Genomic DNA, 17,112 nt, shown 5'->3' on the forward strand with positions numbered 1-17,112 from the left:
TTTCATGGACCTCCAGCTCCAGGACCAGCACGTTCTCATCACCGGCGGCAGCAAGGGCATCGGCCTGGCCTGCGCGCTGGGCTTCTTGCGCGAGGGCGCGCGCGTGAGCCTCGTCTCGCGCGACATCGCCAACCTGGAGCAGGGCAAGAAGACGCTGCTCGAGGCGTTTGCGCAGGCCGAAGGCCGCGTCTCGGTGCACGCGGCCGACCTCAAGGACCCGGCCAGCGCCGTAGCGGCCCTCGACGCGGCCGAGCAGGCCTTCGGCCCGGTCGACGTGCTCGTCAACTCGGCCGGCGCCGCGCGCCGCACCCCGCCCGACGACCTGACCGCCGCGTCGTGGCACGACGCCATGGACGCGAAGTACTTCACCTACATCCACATGCTCGACCCCGTGGTCAAGCGCATGGGCCAGCGCGGCCGCGGCGCCATCGTCAACGTGATCGGCCAGGGCGGCAAGGTGGCCAGCCCCGTGCACATGGCCGGCGGCGCGGCCAATGCGGCGCTGATGCTGGTGAGCGCCGGCATGGCCGCGGCCTATGCGGGCAAGGGCGTGCGCGTGAACGCGGTGAACCCCGGCCTCACGCTGACCGAGCGGCTGCAGGAAGGCATGAAGGCCGACGCGAAGCTGGCGGGCATCGGCACCGACGAGGCGCTGGCACGCGCCAAGGCGAGGCTGCCGTTGGGGCGCATCGCGACGCCGGAGGAGATTGCGAACACGGTGGTGTTCCTGGCGTCGGCGAAGGCGAGCTATGTGACGGGGGCGATCGTGGCGATGGATGGGGCGGTGACGCCGATGATTTGAGGGCGTGACCAGAGAGGAGCAGCCGTCGACTTGGCCGCGAGAGCGCGGTGTCGGGCGCCGCTGCCCTCACCCCAACCCTCTCCCCGAGGGGAGAGGGAGCCAACCCCGAGGCCGAGTGAAGCGAAGGCCTGTTCGAAACAAAGGGCCGAGCGAAGCGACGGCCCGAGCGGCGCCCGCCCCTCTGGCCGCGCCGAGGAGCGGAGCGTTTCGCGGATCAGGGCTCGCCCTTGTTTGAGCGCAGCGAGTTTGGGCGAGACCCCGCGAAACGTGAGCACCGCAGGTTGCCCGGAGCGAAGCGCAGGGACGCGGGCAGTGGGGTCGCCTTTCTTTTGCCTACTTTTCTTTGGCGAAGCAAAGAAAAGCAGGTCGCCCGCCGGGGCGAGTCCCGGCCAGCGGCGCCAACAAAGCCAGCAGTTCAAGACCTCATCAGCCCCTCGAACTTCCCCCCCAAAAAATCCACGAAAGCCCGAACCCGCGCCGGCACGAACCGCCCACTGGGCAGCAGCGCATGCAGCGGATAAGGCTCGGTGTCCCACTCGGCCAGCAGCCGCACCAGCCGCCCCCCGCGGACGTCGTCGCGCACGTCGAGCGACGACTTCAGCGTGATGCCATGGCCCGCCACCGCCCATTCGCGCGCCAGCGAAGCGTCGTCCACGCTGCGGTTGCCGTTCACGCGCACGTCGGTCCACTGGCCCTTTTGCGCGAAACGCCAGACGCGGTTGGCGCGCCCGCCACGGTTGAAGATCAGGCAGTTGTGCTGCGCCAGGTCTTGCGGCGTCTTCGGCGCGGGATGGCGGCGCAGGTAGTCGGGCGAGGCGATCAACAACGGATTGGTCATGGCGAAGGGCCGCGCCACCAGCCGCGAATCGGCCAGCGCGCCGTAGCGCAGCGCCACGTCGACCTCGTCGCGCATCACGTCCAGCGGGCGGTCGCCCACCGACAGTGACAGTTGCACGCCGGGGTGCAGCGCCAAAAACTCGTCGAACCACGGCAGCAGCGTGCTGCGCGTGAGGTCAGAGGGCGCAGCCACCCGCAAGGTGCCGACCAGTTCGCCCCGGTCGGCCGTGACCAGCGACTCGCCCTCGTCCAGCAGTTCGAAGGCGCGCACCGCGTAGTCGAGCAGCGTCTGGCCCTGCGGCGTGAGGCGCATGGCGCGGGTGGAGCGCTCGAACAGACGGGCGCCGAGCTGCGACTCCAGCCGCTTGAGCGTGGCGCTGGCGGCCGCGGGCGTGATGCCCAGCGCATGCGCCGCCGCGGTGAGCGTGCCGCCGCGCGCGGTGTGCACCAGCACCTGCAGGTCGGAGATATTTTCAATTTTCATTTGAAAGTGTTGCTGTTTTAGACGGGCTTATCAAACCAGCCTTGTCATCCTACAGTCGAGCCATCGTCACTGAAAGGTCCCCGCCATGAAAGCCGTCGGCTACTACCAGCCCCTTCCCATCGACAACCCCGAATCGCTTCAGGACATCGAGCTGCCCGCCCCCGTGGCCGGCCCGCGCGACCTGCTGGTGCGCGTGAAGGCGGTGTCGGTCAACCCGGTGGACACCAAGGTCCGCAAGAACGCCACGCCCGAAGCCGGCCAGGCCAAGGTGCTGGGCTGGGACGCCGTCGGCACGGTCGAGGCCATCGGCAGCGGCGTGAAGCACTTCAAGCTGGGCGACCGCGTGTACTACGCCGGCTCCATCGTTCGCCCCGGTGCCAACGCCGAGCTGCACGCGGTGGACGAGCGCATCGCCGCCCTTGCGCCGAAGAGCCTGGACGACGCGCAGGCCGCCGCGCTGCCGCTGACCACCATCACCGCTTACGAGCTGCTGTTCGACCGCCTGCAGGTGCCCAAGGGCGGCGGCGAAGGCCAGACGCTGCTGATCACCGGCGGTGCCGGCGGCGTGGGCTCGATCCTGATCCAGCTCGCACGCCAGCTCACGCAACTGCGCGTGATCGCCACCGCCTCGCGCCCCGAAACGCGCGAGTGGTGCCTGGCGCTCGGCGCGCACACGGTCATCGACCATTCGAAGCCGCTCGCGGCCGAGCTCAAGGCGGCCGGCATCGGCGAGGTCGACATGGTCGCCAGCCTCACGCAGACCGAGCAGCACTACGCGCAGATCATCGAGAGCCTGAAGCCCCAGGGACAGCTCGCGGTGATCGACGACATGAAGGTGTTCGACGCCATGCCGCTGAAGACCAAGTGCATCTCGCTGCACTGGGAAATGATGTTCGCGCGCTCGCGCTTCGAGACGCCCGACATCGCCGAACAAGGCGCGCTGCTGGCCGAGGTGGCGGCACTGGTCGACGCGGGCCGCATCCGCACCACGGCGAACGCGAGCTTCGGCACCATCAACGCCGCCAACCTTCGGCGCGCGCATGCGCTCATCGAGAGCGGCAAGGCGCAGGGCAAGGTGGTGCTGGCCGGGTTCTGAGCCCACCCGGGGGCAGGCCTTCGCGAGCGGCGGCTACTTGTCCTTCGACACCCGCCACACCGCGTTGCCCACGTCGTCCGCCACGATCAGCGCGCCGCTCTTGTCGAGCGTCACGCCCACCGGGCGGCCCTGGGCCTTTTCGTCGGCGGTGAGAAAGCCGGTCAGCACATCGACCGGCGGGCCGCTCGGCTTGCCGCCGATGAAGGGCACGAACACCACCTTGTAGCCCGACTTGGGCTTGCGGTTCCACGAGCCGTGCTCGCCGACGAAGACGCCGCTGGCGAACTGCTCGGGCATGGCGCCCACGCGCGAGAAGGCCATGCCCAGCGGCGCGACGTGCGAGCCCAGCGCGTAGTCGGGCGCGATGGCCTTGCCCGCCATCTCGGGGTTCTGCGGCGTGACGCGCGCGTCGACGATGCCGCCGTAGTAGGTCCAGGGCCAGCCGTAGAAGGCACCGTCCTTCACCGAGGTGAGGTAGTCGGGCACGAGGTCGCTGCCGATCTCGTCGCGCTCGTTCACCACGGTCCACAGGGCCTTGGTGTCGGGGTCCCAGCCCATGCCGTTGGGGTTGCGCAGGCCGCTGGCGAACAGGCGCTTCTCGCCGCTCTTCGTGTCGACCTCCCAGATGGCGGCGCGGCCTTCTTCGGCGGCCAGGCCGTTCTCGCCGATGTTGCTGTTGGAGCCGACCGTGACATACAGCTTGCTGCCGTCGGCGTTGGCGATGACGTTCTTGGTCCAGTGGTGGTTGATGCCCGCGGGCAGCTGCGTCACCAGCGTGGGGTTCGCGCTGATGGCCGTCTGGCCCTCGGTGTAGGGCACCTTCACCAGCGCGTCGGCGTTGGCGATGAAGAGCTCATTGCCCACCAGCGCCATGCCGTAGGGCGACATCAGGTTGGTCATGAAGACCTGCTTGACCTCGGCCACGCCGTCGCCGTTGGCGTCGCGCAGCAGGGTGATGCGGTTGGCGCTGGGCACGCCGGCACCGGCGCGGCCCATGACCTTGCCCATGACCCAGTTGCGCACCTTGGCCACCACGCCGTCGCCGCCGTCGGTGGCGCTGCCGCCGGGCTTGGGCGGCTTGTTGCTCTCGGCCACCAGGATGTCGCCGTTGGGCAGGGTGTAGACCCAGCGCGGATGGTCCAGCCCGCGCGCCAGCGCCGTGACCTTCAGGCCTTCGGCCGCGGTGGGCATGGCGGTGTCGGTCCAGCCGATGGCGGGGGCGACGTTGACGGTGGGAATCAGCGTCTTGTTGGGTTCAGCCAGCTTCGGGCTGGGGCCGGTGGTGGCCTCGGGCGTGAGCTTGGCCGCCTCGCCGCAGCCGGCGAGGAGCAGCGCGACGGCCACGGCCACGGTCATGGTGGGTGCCTGCCAGGGGAACGCCTTGCGGGCGGAGGCTTGCTGCGGTGTCTTCATGCGGGTCCTTTGCGCGGCCATGGCCGCATAACGGATCGATCATCCATCGCGCCCACGGGGCGGGGTTGTCGGTCGTGGGCGCTTTCTGGCGTGGGCGCACCCGATTCGGGCATCGCCGCTACCATCGCGGGCATGACCGACGACCTGTTCCGCGCCGACGCCTACCTGCGCACCTGCGAAGCCCGCGTGCTGCGCATCGACGAGGCCGGCATCGTGCTCGACCGCACGGTGTTCTATCCGCTGGGCGGCGGACAGGCTGGAGACAGCGGCGTGCTGGCCCTGGCCGACGGGCGCGAAGTGGTCATTGCCGACACCCGCAAGGCGAAGAACGAAGAAGGCCAGCCGACGGACGAATTCGTCCATGTGCCCGCCCCGGAACAGGCCGGACTGCTGGCCGCGCTGAAGCCCGGCGACACCGTGACCGCCCGCATCGACTGGGAGCGCCGCCACCGGCTGATGCGCTTCCACACGGCCACCCACCTGCTGTGCCATCTGGTGCCGCAGCCGGTGAACGGTTGCTCCATCACGCCCGACTATGCGCGGCTCGATTTCCACATGACCGACCCGCTGGACAAGGACGCGCTGACCGCCGGGCTGGCCCGGCTGGTCGAGGCGGCCCATCCGCTGACCGTGGGCGCCATCACCGACGCCGAACTCGACGCCAACCCGGGCCTGGTCAAGAGCATGAGCGTGCAGCCCCCGCGCGGGCTGGGCACGGTGCGCACCATCCGCATCGGCGGCTCCGAAGGCGAGGGCGGCGCGCAGATCGACTTCCAGCCCTGCGGCGGCACGCATGTTGCAAACACCTCGGAGATCGGGGCCATGGTGGTCACCAAGATAGAGAAGAAGAGCGCCAACAGCCGGCGCGTGGTGCTGGGCTGGGCCCCCGTGGCCGCCTGAAACACCTGGAACTTCGCCCCACCCCAAGGCTCCGACAGCAGGCATGATCTTCTCGCGCATCCAATTCGCTACGCTTTTGATAGCGGCATCCGCAGCCAGCATGCCCGCTGTGGCGCAACTGGCCTCCGAAACGGGCGCGGTGGTCACCACCCCCCACGTGCGCGCCGAACTGATCGCGCACGCGCCCGACGGCGTGACGCCCGGCGCCCCGGTGTGGGTCGGCCTGCAGATCACGCACCAGCCCGAGTGGCACACCTACTGGAAGAACGCCGGCGATTCGGGCCTGCCCACCGAAATGACGTGGACGCTGCCGCCCGGCGTGTCCACCGGCGAGATCGCCTGGCCCGTGCCCGAGAAGATCGCGGTGGGCAACCTCGCCAACTACGGCTACGAGAACACCGTGCTGCTGCCGGTGCCGCTGGAGGTGTCCACGCTGTACAAGCCGCCGGTGGCGCTGGGCGCCACGCCGGCCATGGACATCCAGCTCAAGGCTTCCTGGCTGGTGTGCCGCAAGGAATGCATTCCCGAGGAAGGCACCTTCAGCCTGTCTTTGCCGCTGCAGGGCTCGACCGCGCTGCACAAGGCCGATTTCGACACCGCCGCCGCGGCCCAGCCCCAGCCGCTGGCACAACCCGGCACCGTGCAGGTCGACGGCCACACCCTGAAGGTGCGCCTCGAAGGCCTGCCCGCCGCCGTGCAGGGCAAGACGCTGGGCTTCTTTCCCGAGACCCCCGAGGTGATCCGCACCGCGGCCGTCTCCGGCAAGGACTGGACCCAGGCCTGGCAGGACAACGGCACCTGGACCGCGACCATTCCGCTGGCCGACCAGCGCAGCGAGAGCCCCACCGCGATGCCGCTGGTGGTGGCGCTGGCCGAGGCCGACCGGCAGGCCGGCCAGCCGATCGCCTGGCGCGCCGAGCCGCCGGTGTCGGGCACCTGGCCCGCCAATGCCGCGCCGCGCGCCGAGGTGTCGCCGGCGCTGCAGGCAGCACTCACCGCCAACGTCGCCAATTCAGCCGCTGCAGCCGCAGCGGCACCGGCTGCGCTGAACGCACCGTCGGCCACCACCTTCATCGCCGCCCTGTTCGGCGCGCTGCTCGGCGGCCTGATGCTCAACCTGATGCCCTGCGTGTTCCCGATCCTCGCGATCAAGGTGCTGGGCTTCGCGCGGCAGGCGGGCAACGACAGCGCGCACCGCAAGGCCGGGCTGGCGTACACGGGCGGCGTGATGCTGTCCTTCCTTGCACTGGGCGGCGCCATGCTGGCGCTGCGCGCGGCCGGTGCCGGGCTGGGCTGGGGCTTCCAGCTGCAGTCGCCGGGCGTGGTGGCGGCGCTGGCGGCGCTGTTCACGCTGATCGGGCTGAACCTGGTGGGCGTGTTCGAGTTCGGCCGCGCCGCGCCGTCGTCGGTGTGCAGCGCGCAGGCCAAGCATCCGCTGGCCAACGACTTTCTCTCGGGCGTGCTGGCCGTGGTCATCGCCTCGCCGTGCACGGCCCCCTTCATGGGCGTGTCGCTGGGCTTCGCCATCGGCCTGCCGGCCGCGCAGGCCTTGCTGCTGTTCGCGGCGCTGGGCTTCGGGCTGGCGCTGCCCTACCTGGTGGCCGGCTTCGTGCCCGCCATCGCGCGGCTGCTGCCCAAGCCGGGCCCGTGGATGCACACGCTGCGCCGCCTGCTCGCGTTCCCGATGTTCGCCACCGTGGCGTGGCTGGTGTGGGTGCTGGGCCAGCAGAGCGGCATCGACGGCGCGGGCACGCTGCTGGCGCTGCTGGTGTGCATGGCCGCCATCGTCTGGGCGCTCACGCTGCGCGGGCGCACGCGCATGGTGATCGCGGGCGTGCTCATCGCCTTCACCGCCCTGCTCAGCGCGGCCATCGGGCGCAATGTGTTGCAAGTGGTGGAGCCCGCCACGCTCGCATCGGCGAATGCCAAGGGGGCGGCCGGCCAGCGCTGGCAGCCGTGGTCCGCCGAGCGCGTGGCCGAGCTCTCGGGCGCCGGGCAACCGGTGTTCATCGACTTCACCGCCGCCTGGTGCGTGACCTGCCAGTACAACAAGAAGGCCACCCTGGCCGACGCGCAGGTGCTGGCCGACTTCGACGCCAGGAAGGTCGCCATGCTGCGCGCCGACTGGACCCGCCGCGACCCCGCCATCACCGCCGCGCTCACCGCGCTGGGCCGCAGCGGCGTGCCGGTGTACGTGTTGCAGGCACCGGGCAAGCCGCCGGTCGTGCTGACCGAAATCCTGGGCAAGGACGAGGTTCGCGCAGCACTCGCCGCGCTTTGACCACCCCTGTGACATGGGTTGTCACAAGCACTTGAAGAAACCGTTCTAAGCTGCAGTTGTTGTTTGGAATTTTTCTTTTGGAGTTCAAGCTGGCCATGTCTCTTTCGCCAACCGTCGACTCGCGTTCCCTGCGCGCCGCGCGCAACGCCCGCGCCGCCCTGACCCGGGCCTCCCGCCGTGCCGTCGTCGCCGCCGCGGTGGCACTGGGCGCCACTTTCCTGATGGGCACCAACGCCATTGCTGCTCCGGCCGTGGGCCAGCAGGCACCCGATTTCGTGGCCGTGGACACCACCGGCGCCAAGCACAAGCTGTCCGATTTCGCGGGCAAGTTCGTGGTGCTCGAGTGGACCAACCCCGGCTGCCCCTTCGTGCGCAAGCACTACGGCAGCGGCAACATGCCCGCCACGCAAAAAGCCGCGACCGACAAGGGCGTGGTGTGGCTGGCCATCAACTCCACCGAGCGCGCCGCCAGCGACTACCTGAAGGCCGACGCCCTCGACGCCTGGATGAAGTCGCAGAAGGCCGCGCCCACCGCCGTGCTGATGGACGAAGACGGCGTGATCGGCCAGGTCTACGGCGCGCGCACCACGCCGCACATCTTCATCATCGACCCCAAGGGCACGCTGGTGTACGCGGGCGGCATCGACAGCATCGCGTCGGCACGGGCGGACGACATCAAGACCGCCACCAACTACGTGAACCGGGCGCTGGGCGAGGCCTTCGGCGGCAAGCCGATCTCGACGGCCAGCACGCGGCCCTACGGCTGCTCGATCAAGTACAAGACCTGAGCGCGAAACCTCATGCCCCGCGCCGCCGCACCGCTGCGCCGGGGCGTGACAGCTACCTGACCGGCGCAGTCAGGCAGCGGTCGGGAAGCACGGCCTACCCTTGGCAACCACTTACGCCACAGGGGACAACAACATGAAGACCGCGCCCTCCACAGCGCCGCAAGGCGCGCCTGCCCGCGCCAACGCCGGCACCTCCTCCGCATCGTCCTCCTCGAAAGTCGCCACCGTCCTTCGCGTGACCGGCGGCAACTTCATGGAGATGTTCGACTTCTTCCTGTTCGGCTTCTACGCCACCCAGATCTCGAAGGCCTTCTTCCCCGCGGGCAACGAATTCGCCTCGCTGATGCTCACGTTCATGACCTTCGGCGCGGGCTTCCTGATGCGTCCGCTGGGCGCGATCTTCCTGGGCGCGTACGTCGACCGCGTCGGCCGCCGCAAGGGGCTGATCGTCACGCTCGCGCTGATGGCCGTCGGCACGCTGCTGATCGCCTGCGTGCCGGGCTACGCGACCATCGGCCTGGCGGCGCCGCTCCTGGTGCTGATCGGCCGGCTGCTGCAGGGCTTCTCGGCCGGCGTGGAGCTGGGCGGTGTGTCGGTGTACCTGTCGGAGATGGCCACGCCGGGCCACAAGGGCTTCTACGTGAGCTGGCAGTCGGCCAGCCAGCAGGTGGCCATCGTGGTGGCAGCCGCGCTGGGCTACTGGCTCAACGTGACCTTCACCTCGCAGGAAATCGGCGACTTCTACTGGCGCGTGCCGTTCTTCGTGGGCTGCCTGATCGTGCCGGTGCTGTTCATCATTCGCCGCTCGCTGCAGGAGACCGAGGAGTTCATGGCGCGCAAGCACCGCCCGGACGCGCGCGAGATCTTCCAGTCGATGATTGCGAACTGGGGCCTGGTGGTCGCCGGGATGATGCTGGTGTCCATGACCACCGTGTCGTTCTACCTGATCACGGTGTACACGCCGACCTTCGGCAAGTCGGTGCTGCACCTGAGCACCACCGACGCGTTGATCGTCACGCTGTGCGTGGCGGTGTCCAACTTCATCTGGCTGCCGATCATGGGCGCGCTGTCGGACCGCGTGGGGCGCAAGCCGCTGCTGATTCTGTTCACGGTGCTGACCATCCTCACCGCATACCCGTCGCTGAAGTGGCTGGTGGGCGCGCCCAGCTTCGCGCGCATGCTCGAAGTGGAGCTGTGGCTGTCGTTCCTCTATGCGAGCTACAACGGTGCGATGGTGGTGGCGCTGACCGAGGTGATGCCGGTGAACGTGCGCACCGCGGGCTTCTCGCTGGCGTACAGCCTGGCGACAGCGCTGTTCGGCGGGTTCACGCCGGCCATCGCGACGGGGCTGATCGAAATGACGGGCGACAAGGGCGCGCCGGGGCTGTGGATGACGGCAGCGGCCATCTGCGGGCTGATTGCGACGCTGGTGCTCTACCGGCGCAACGTGAGTTCGGCGGATTCCCGGCACGTGCCGGTGGTTTGAGGGCCCGGGACACACCCCTGCGACAATCGCCGGATGCCTTTCGCCCCCCTGCAAAACGACACCTTCCTGCGGGCCTGCTGGCGCCAGGCCACCGACCACACCCCCGTCTGGCTGATGCGCCAGGCCGGGCGCTACCTGCCTGAGTACGTCGCCACGCGCGCCAAGGCGGGCAGCTTCATGGGGCTGGCCACCAACACCGACTACGCCACCGAGGTCACGCTGCAGCCGCTGGCGCGCTACCCGCTCGACGCGGCCATCCTGTTCTCCGACATCCTGACCGTGCCCGACGCCATGGGCCTGGGCCTGTCGTTCGAGGCCGGCGAAGGCCCGCGCTTTGCCCGCCCGGTGCGCGACGAAGCGGCCGTGGCCGCGCTCGAAGTGCCCGACATGGACAAGCTGCGCTACGTGTTCAGCGCCGTGGCCTCGATCCGCAAGGCGCTCGACGGCCGCGTGCCGCTCATCGGCTTCTCGGGCAGCCCGTGGACGCTGGCCTGCTACATGGTGGAAGGCGCGGGCTCCAGCGACTACCGCCTGGTCAAGAGCATGCTGTACAGCCGCCCCGACCTGATGCACCGCATCCTCGCGGTGAATGCCGATTCGGTGGCCACCTACCTCAATGCGCAAATCGATGCAGGCGCGCAGGCCGTGATGGTGTTCGACAGCTGGGGCGGCGTGCTGGCCGACGGCGCGTTCCAGGAGTTCAGCCTGGCCTACACGGCCCGCGTGCTCGCCAGCCTGAAGCGCACCGGCGCCGACGGCCAGCCGGTGCCGCGCATCGTGTTCACCAAGGGCGGCGGCCTGTGGCTGGACGCCATGCGCGAACTCGACTGCGAGGTGCTCGGCGTCGACTGGACGGTGAACCTGGCCAGTGCGCGCAAGCAGGTCGCCGAGGGTGCCGACGACAAGGCCAAGGCGCTGCAAGGCAACATCGACCCCAACGTGCTGTTCGCGCCGCCCGCGCAGATCGAGGCCGAAGTGGCGAAGGTGCTGAGCGCCTTCGGCAAGCCGCACGCCGACCGCAACGCCAAGGGCCCGACCCACATCTTCAACCTGGGCCACGGCATCAGCCAGTTCACGCCGCCGGACCACGTGGCGGCGCTGGTGCAGGCGGTGCACAGCCAGTCGCGCGCCCTGCGAGGTTGAAACTGTGACCTGCGGCGGACAGCGCTGAAGCGCCGGCTGCCCTCGAAAACGCGGTCCGCGGCCGTTTGTCAAGCGCAAAAACGGTATATGGGTACTGACTTATGCACAAAACCCGTGCTGCACTGCGCAAGAACATCCAAGGGGTTCGCCCCTCTGCTCCCAAAGCAATAGCACCGCCAAGTTGTTGATTTATATAGGATTTGAACTTTGCTTTTTTTCCGGGCATTTTGGCCGGAGCCTTGATTCACAAGGCTTGGCGGCGTGTAGCGCCCGGTTGTCAACAAAGTTATCCACAGAAACTCTGGATGAATTCCAAAGCTGTGGAAAATCAACGACTTAAGCGAATTTGCTCAAAGTCGCTTTAACAAACCTTGCCAAGAAGTATTCCCATCGCCGACGCCGCCCACCCCCTCGAGGGGACTGTTCATCCGACGAACGGTAGTCCCGCGGGCCTGCCCTGGCGGCTCGACATCGCGGTGCAGACCCCCGCGCATGCCGCCCTGGGCGACCTGCTGAGCTATGCCGGCGCCGAGCCCCTGCCGCCCGGCACGCTGGTGCGGGTGCCGCTGGGCAAGCGCGAGGTGCTGGGCGTGGTGTGGAACCCGCCCACGGCGCTGGCAGGCGCCGAGCCGGACATGGCCCTGAAGCCCGTGGGCGCCGCGCTCGATGCGCTGGCGCCGCTGGGCGAAGCCTGGCGCGATCTCGTGGCCTTTGCCGCGCGCTACTACCAGCGCTCGATCGGCGAAATCGCCCTGGCGGCCCTGCCGCCGCAGCTGCGCGACCTGAGCACCACGCAACTGGCGCGCCGCCTCAAGCGCAAGACCACGACCGGCCCGGTCGCCGAGACCGCCGAATCGTCGAATTTGATAGCGCTGAGTGCAGAGCAGACGGCCGCATTGGCCCGAATCGATGCCGAAACCGGCACCTTCCTGCTGGTCGGCAGCACCGGCAGCGGCAAGACCGAGGTCTACCTGCGCTGCGTGGCCGACCTGCTGGCGCGCGACCCCGCCGCGCAGGCGCTGGTGATGGTGCCCGAGATCAACCTCACGCCGCAGCTCGAAGCCCGCTTCAAGGCCCGCTTCGGCGACGAGGCCGTGGTGTCGCTGCACAGCGGCATGACCAACCCGCAGCGCTTGGCGAGCTGGCTGGCGGCGCACGGCGGCGCGGCGCGCATCGTGCTGGGCACGCGCATGGCGGTGTTCGCGTCGATTCCGGGGTTGAAGCTCATCGTGGTCGACGAGGAGCACGACCCGAGCTACAAGCAGCAGGAAGGCGCGCGCTACTCGGCGCGCGACCTCGCCGTGTGGCGCGGCCAGCGCGAAAAAGCCAAGGTGATCCTGGGCTCGGCCACGCCTTCGCTCGAAAGCTGGCACCAGAGCCGCCCGCCCGAAGGCGACGACCCGGGCGGGCGCTATGTGCGCCTGGCCATGCCTTCGCGCATCGGAGCGGGCGAGCTGCCCACGGTGCGCCTGGTCGACATGAACCTGCAGCCGCCGAAGACGGTGATCTCGGGCGCGCTGCTCGACGCCATCGGCCAGCGCATCGCGCGCGGCGAGCAGAGCATGATCTTTTTGAACCGGCGCGGCTACGCCCCGGTGCTGGCCTGCGGCGACTGCGGCTGGAAGAGCGAATGCCCGCACTGCAGCGCCTACCGCGTGTTCCACAAGATCGACCGCACGCTGCGCTGCCACCACTGCGGCTTTGCGGAACGCGTGCCGCGCGCCTGCCCGGCCTGCGGCAACCCCGACATCGCGCCCGTGGGCCGCGGCACGGAGCGGCTCGAAGAGCACCTGGGCGAACTCTTCTCGGCAGTAAAGCACCCCGACGGCAGCGCGGTGCGCATTGCGCGCATCGACGCCGACAGCACCAAGGCGCAGGGCGCGCTCGAATCGCAGCTCGCCGCCGTGCACGCGGGCGAGGTCGACGTGCTGGTCGGCACGCAGATGATCGCCAAGGGCCACGACTTCCGCCGCATCACGCTGGTGGCCGCGGTGAACCCCGACGGCGCGCTGTTCTCCAGCGACTTCCGCGCGCCCGAGCGGCTGTTCAGCCTGCTGATGCAGTCGGCCGGCCGCGCGGGCCGCGACGCCGCCTACCTTGCGGCGCAGGGCGCGAAGGCCGAGATGTGGATCCAGACGCACCACGCGCAGCACCCGCTGTTCACGGCGCTGCGCCAGCACGACTACGCCGCCTTCGCGCAGCAGCAGCTCGACGAGCGCCGCGCCGCCGCCATGCCGCCCTTTGCGTACCAGGCGCTCTTGCGGGCCGACGCGCGCGAGCAGGCGGTGGCGCAGGGCTTCCTGAACCTGGCCGCCGACAAGGCCGAGACGCTGCCGGGTGCCGACCTCGTCACGCGCTACCCGGCGGTGCCGCTGGCGATCCAGCGCGTGGCCAACGTGGAGCGCGCGCAGATGCTCATCGAAAGCCCCTCGCGCGCCGCGCTGCAGCGCCTGCTGGCGCTGTGGCAGCCGCTGCTGCATGAACTGCGGCGCACGCCCGAGGGCAAGGGCGTGATCCGCTGGCTGGTCGACGTCGATCCGCACAGCATCTGAGCCGGTTGTCCTGCAAGGTGAAAGCACGCGCGTGGCCAAGGTGAATGGCATGACAAACGATCACACACCCTTGGCGCGTCGCTCGGTCGCGGGACTGCTCCTGGCAGCCGCCGTGGCGCTGTGCTCCTTCTCGGCCGTGGCGCAACAGCCGAGCCCTGCCGACGGCGGCGCTGCGTTGCGCGCCAAGGTCGATGCGCTCAAACCGCAGCTGGCACGCAACGTCTTCAAGCGCCCGCTGACCATCGAGTCGAACGAAACCTCCGACCGGCTGAGCGGCGATGTCTATGCCTTGGTCGACCACCCCTTCAACCAGGTGAGCGGCGCGCTGCGCGAGCCGGCCGCGTGGTGCCAGGTGCTGATGCTGCACCTCAACACCAAGCACTGCGCCGTAAAGAGCGGCGGCGCCGCGCTGGCGGTGGCCGTCGGGCGCAAGTTCGACCAGCCGCTGTCGGACGCGCAGAAGATCGACTTCGCCTACAGCGTCGCCAAGGCCGATGCCAACTACCTGAACGTGCGCCTGAGCGCGGCCACCGGGCCGCTGTCCACGCGCGACTACGCCATCGTGCTGGAGGCCACGCCCGCCGACAACGGCAAGACCGCCGTGCACATGAGCTACGCCTACGCCTACGGCACCTCGGCGCGCCTGGCGATGAAGGGGTATCTGGCGACGCTGGGCAGCGACAAGGTCGGGTTCACCTCGAAGGGCCAGGGCGACTACATCGGCGGCGTGCGCGGCGTGGTGGAGCGCAACACCATGCGCTACTACCTGGCCATCGACAGCTACCTGGACGCGCCGGCCGCGGGCCAGCTGGAACAGCGCCTGGGCGCGTGGTTCGACGCCACCGAGCAGTACGCGCAACAGCTGCACGAGGTGGACCGAAACGACTACATGACCATGAAGCGCCACGAGTTCGAGCGCCTGCAGCAACCGGCGTCCTGAGCCACCGGGCCTTCCCCTTCCCGATACCGCGCTTGTCAGTGGTAGCCGGTCGGCTCCTTGCCCATGTCGACATAACGCAGTTCGTTGTGCCGGCGCCGCACCATGCTGGTCGGCCAGGCGAACACCACGAGGCTCAGCGCGGCCAGCGCGATGGCGGTGCCCGTGCCGAACTTGCCGGCATGCCAGAACCAGCCGACGACAGCGAGCCACGAGAACCACAGCAGGATGCGAACCAGAATTGCCATTGCGCGCCCCTATTCACACCTTTGACGTGAAAGCACTGTAGCAGCGCAAATGCAAACGGAAGCATTCAACTGAAGTTCTAGCGCGGGCTATGCCTTAAGGCCTGCCTCGGCCTACCCGAAAATTTGTGAAAAAAACAGTTGACGCCATCCCCCGGCGTTGCTCAAGCTGTAACCGGCGCGAACCCCTTGCCGGGTTTCGTGTTCCAAGCAAGTTCGCCCGCCGAAAGGGCACAGGTCCCCAGGGTTCTCAAAGGTCTCGCCATGAAGCCGCCGTCCGCACCAGCTTGGGTTTTGTCACTCGCGTCGAGCCTCGCCTGCCTTGCGCTCGCGCCACAGGCGCACGCCGCCGACCTGGCGCTGCAGGGCAGCCGGCTGGTGGTCGCGGGCATGCTCGACGGCACGGCCGTCAAGGAATTCACCGACCAGTTGGCCAGCGGCACGGTGCGCACCGTGGTCTTCGAGGACTCGTTCGGCGGCACCGCCGACGCGGCCGGCGCCTATGCCGAAGCCATCCGCGCGAGCGGCGTGCAGACCGAGGTGCGGGGCCAGTGCATGGCGGCCTGCGCCTATGCGTTCCTGGCGGGCAAGACGCACCGGTTCGGCTACGGCGCGCAGGTCAACGGCATCATGCTGCCGGTGGCGGTGCGGCCCACGGCCGCCGAGCTGGCAACGCGCTGGCGCGGCGACGAGCCCCACAAGACGCTGGCCGACTTCACGCCGGCCGCAGCCGCGAGCGGTGCGGCCGCAGCGGCCACGGCCACCGCCACGCCGGTGGATACCAGCGCCCCCTCGCCCAAGGACACCAGGGACAACTGGCAACCCGAGCACGGCGTGCTCTTCACCGCCAGCCCCACCCTCTTCGGCCGCGTCTACAACACCTACTACTGCGACGGCACGCAGGGCCGCGACTTCTCCAAGTGCGAACGGCTGCCTGACGCCGATCCGTACAAGCTGGGCGTGCTGACCCCGTAGGCTTCAGTTCAGCGCACCGACCAGCAACGGAAAGCTGAAGAACGCCACCACCGTCGTCCACAGGATGATGCGGGCGATGCGGCCGTTGTCGGCACCGAAGCGCTCGGCCAGCATGGCCACGTTGCTCGCGCTCGGCAGCGCCGCGACCAGCACGATCGCCACCAGCGCCGCATGCGACAGCGGCAGCCCCAGCGCCATGGCGCCCCGCCCCAGGCCCCACACCAGCAGCGGATGCACCAGCAGCTTCACCGCCACCACCGGCAGCACGTCGCCCCAGGGTGCCTTGGGTGCGGGCGCGAGGCGCGTGCCCATCGCCTCGGCCACCGCCGCGCTGGCATCGTGCTCGCGCGCCAGCAGCGCCGAACGCGCCAGCACCGCCCCGATGGTGAACAGCGCCACCGGCGACGCCGCGTCCGCCAGCATGGCGACGGTGCGTTCGATGGGGCCCGGCAGCTGCCAGCGCGCGGCCGACAGCAGCACCCCCAGCAGGATCGACCACGGCATCGGGTTGACCAAGATGCCGCGCAGCGCCTTGCGCGCCGCCAGCGAGGCGCCCTGGCGCCCGGCACCTGCTCCTGCGTTGGCGCCCACGGCACCGTCCAGCCGCGAGAGCGCGATGCACAGCGACGAGGTCACCACCAGGTCGAACGCGATCGTGATGATCATCGGCCCCGCCGCCTGCGCCCCCAGCAGGGCCACCAGCAGCGGCACGCCCATGAAGCCGGTGTTCGGAAACGCCGCCACCAGCGCGCCGAAGGCCGCGTCGTTCCAGCCGATGCGCGCATTGCGCGTGAACATCACCACGCCCGCCACCACGGCCAGCGCGCAAATGCCCCAGACCAGTGCCACGCTGCCGTCCAGCAACTGCCCGATGGGCGTGCCCGCGCCGAAGCGCAGCAGCATGCACGGCAGCGCGAAATACAGCACGAAGGCGTTCAGTCCGGGAATCGCGTCCAGCGGCAGGACGCTCGCGCGGGCGGCGGCATAACCGGCCGCGATTAACGCGAAGAAAGGGAAAGTAACAAGGAAGACAGGCAGCACGGGGCCGATTGTCGTTGCCGGCCACGGTGCGTGCCACGATGGCCGCAGGGTCATTGCACAGGGGTGCGCGGCCTACAGCCCCACGCGGGGCCGTCCCCGTATCATTGCCCGCTTTTCTCGGCTTTCACGCTT

The 17,112-nt window shown here is 69.4% G+C and carries 14 protein-coding genes; 10 read left to right on the top strand and 4 right to left on the bottom strand.

The features are described 5' to 3' along the window. The first annotated feature begins 4 nt into the window (after positions 1-4). Complete coding sequence (locus ACSFA5_RS17505) at positions 5-802, top strand: SDR family oxidoreductase (RefSeq protein ID WP_435445310.1); 798 nt, start codon at positions 5-7, stop codon at positions 800-802. Positions 803-1,217: 415 nt separating this feature from the next. Here the strand turns inward: ACSFA5_RS17505 and ACSFA5_RS17510 are convergent, their stop codons facing one another. Further along, the gene (locus ACSFA5_RS17510) at positions 1,218-2,123 is read right to left on the bottom strand and encodes a LysR family transcriptional regulator (protein WP_435445311.1); all 906 of its coding nucleotides are present in this window, start codon (positions 2,121-2,123) and stop codon (positions 1,218-1,220) included. Positions 2,124-2,208: 85 nt separating this feature from the next. Between ACSFA5_RS17510 and ACSFA5_RS17515 the strand changes: the two genes are divergently transcribed. Beyond that, complete coding sequence (locus tag ACSFA5_RS17515) at positions 2,209-3,219, top strand: zinc-binding alcohol dehydrogenase family protein (RefSeq protein ID WP_435445312.1); 1,011 nt, start codon at positions 2,209-2,211, stop codon at positions 3,217-3,219. 33 nt (positions 3,220-3,252) lie between these two features. Here ACSFA5_RS17515 and ACSFA5_RS17520 read toward each other — a convergent pair whose 3' ends face one another. After that, positions 3,253-4,632 carry a PQQ-dependent sugar dehydrogenase gene (locus ACSFA5_RS17520; protein ID WP_435445313.1) on the bottom strand — a complete coding sequence of 460 codons (1,380 nt, stop codon included), beginning with the start codon at positions 4,630-4,632 and terminating at the stop codon, positions 3,253-3,255. A 132-nt stretch (positions 4,633-4,764) separates the two neighbouring features. Between ACSFA5_RS17520 and ACSFA5_RS17525 the strand changes: the two genes are divergently transcribed. The 7 genes from ACSFA5_RS17525 to ACSFA5_RS17555 all read left to right on the top strand — a co-directional run bounded on the left by ACSFA5_RS17525 (position 4,765) and on the right by ACSFA5_RS17555 (position 14,722). After that, on the top strand, positions 4,765-5,532 hold the full coding sequence (locus tag ACSFA5_RS17525) for an alanyl-tRNA editing protein (protein ID WP_435445365.1): 768 nt from the start codon (positions 4,765-4,767) through the stop codon (positions 5,530-5,532). Positions 5,533-5,632: 100 nt separating this feature from the next. After that, a complete protein-coding gene (locus tag ACSFA5_RS17530) occupies positions 5,633-7,813 on the top strand; it encodes a protein-disulfide reductase DsbD family protein (RefSeq protein ID WP_435445314.1) in 2,181 nt (726 codons plus the stop codon). Positions 7,814-7,908: 95 nt separating this feature from the next. Next, on the top strand, positions 7,909-8,601 hold the full coding sequence (locus tag ACSFA5_RS17535; RefSeq protein ID WP_435445315.1) for a thioredoxin family protein: 693 nt from the start codon (positions 7,909-7,911) through the stop codon (positions 8,599-8,601). A gap of 133 nt (positions 8,602-8,734) precedes the next feature. Then, the gene (gene tcuC / locus ACSFA5_RS17540; protein WP_435445316.1) at positions 8,735-10,087 is read left to right on the top strand and encodes an MFS transporter; all 1,353 of its coding nucleotides are present in this window, start codon (positions 8,735-8,737) and stop codon (positions 10,085-10,087) included. 33 nt (positions 10,088-10,120) lie between these two features. Next, on the top strand, positions 10,121-11,230 hold the full coding sequence (gene hemE, locus ACSFA5_RS17545; RefSeq protein WP_435445317.1) for a uroporphyrinogen decarboxylase: 1,110 nt from the start codon (positions 10,121-10,123) through the stop codon (positions 11,228-11,230). Between the two features lie 452 nt (positions 11,231-11,682). Further along, entirely contained in the window at positions 11,683-13,782 is a 2,100-nt protein-coding gene (gene priA, locus ACSFA5_RS17550; protein ID WP_475539809.1) for a replication restart helicase PriA, read from the top strand. A gap of 49 nt (positions 13,783-13,831) precedes the next feature. Further along, on the top strand, positions 13,832-14,722 hold the full coding sequence (locus tag ACSFA5_RS17555; protein ID WP_435445318.1) for a hypothetical protein: 891 nt from the start codon (positions 13,832-13,834) through the stop codon (positions 14,720-14,722). Positions 14,723-14,757: 35 nt separating this feature from the next. Here the strand turns inward: ACSFA5_RS17555 and ACSFA5_RS17560 are convergent, their stop codons facing one another. Then, positions 14,758-14,967 carry a hypothetical protein gene (locus ACSFA5_RS17560; RefSeq protein ID WP_435445319.1) on the bottom strand — a complete coding sequence of 70 codons (210 nt, stop codon included), beginning with the start codon at positions 14,965-14,967 and terminating at the stop codon, positions 14,758-14,760. Positions 14,968-15,228: 261 nt separating this feature from the next. On the opposite strand from ACSFA5_RS17560, the gene ACSFA5_RS17565 reads away from it, so the two are divergent. Next, complete coding sequence (locus ACSFA5_RS17565; RefSeq protein WP_435445320.1) at positions 15,229-15,939, top strand: hypothetical protein; 711 nt, start codon at positions 15,229-15,231, stop codon at positions 15,937-15,939. 3 nt (positions 15,940-15,942) lie between these two features. Here the strand turns inward: ACSFA5_RS17565 and ACSFA5_RS17570 are convergent, their stop codons facing one another. Continuing rightward, complete coding sequence (locus ACSFA5_RS17570; protein ID WP_435445321.1) at positions 15,943-16,980, bottom strand: AEC family transporter; 1,038 nt, start codon at positions 16,978-16,980, stop codon at positions 15,943-15,945. Positions 16,981-17,112: the final 132 nt, after the last annotated feature.

This window comes from Variovorax monticola, from assembly GCF_051216855.1.
GTDB lineage: Bacteria > Pseudomonadota > Gammaproteobacteria > Burkholderiales > Burkholderiaceae_C > Variovorax.

Bases quoted from the DNA above. Each gene is read 5' to 3' on its own strand.
- ACSFA5_RS17560 (WP_435445319.1), bottom strand. From the start codon at position 14,967: ATGGCAATTCTGGTTCGCATCCTGCTGTGGTTCTCGTGGCTCGCTGTC.
- ACSFA5_RS17555 (WP_435445318.1), top strand. From the start codon at position 13,832: ATGACAAACGATCACACACCCTTGGCGCGTCGCTCGGTCGCGGGACTG.
- ACSFA5_RS17515 (WP_435445312.1), top strand. From the start codon at position 2,209: ATGAAAGCCGTCGGCTACTACCAGCCCCTTCCCATCGACAACCCCGAA.
- ACSFA5_RS17525 (WP_435445365.1), top strand. From the start codon at position 4,765: ATGACCGACGACCTGTTCCGCGCCGACGCCTACCTGCGCACCTGCGAA.
- ACSFA5_RS17505 (WP_435445310.1), top strand. From the start codon at position 5: ATGGACCTCCAGCTCCAGGACCAGCACGTTCTCATCACCGGCGGCAGC.
- tcuC (WP_435445316.1), top strand. From the start codon at position 8,735: ATGAAGACCGCGCCCTCCACAGCGCCGCAAGGCGCGCCTGCCCGCGCC.
- ACSFA5_RS17520 (WP_435445313.1), bottom strand. From the start codon at position 4,632: ATGAAGACACCGCAGCAAGCCTCCGCCCGCAAGGCGTTCCCCTGGCAG.
- hemE (WP_435445317.1), top strand. From the start codon at position 10,121: ATGCCTTTCGCCCCCCTGCAAAACGACACCTTCCTGCGGGCCTGCTGG.
- ACSFA5_RS17535 (WP_435445315.1), top strand. From the start codon at position 7,909: ATGTCTCTTTCGCCAACCGTCGACTCGCGTTCCCTGCGCGCCGCGCGC.
- ACSFA5_RS17565 (WP_435445320.1), top strand. From the start codon at position 15,229: ATGAAGCCGCCGTCCGCACCAGCTTGGGTTTTGTCACTCGCGTCGAGC.
- ACSFA5_RS17510 (WP_435445311.1), bottom strand. From the start codon at position 2,123: ATGAAAATTGAAAATATCTCCGACCTGCAGGTGCTGGTGCACACCGCG.
- ACSFA5_RS17530 (WP_435445314.1), top strand. From the start codon at position 5,633: ATGCCCGCTGTGGCGCAACTGGCCTCCGAAACGGGCGCGGTGGTCACC.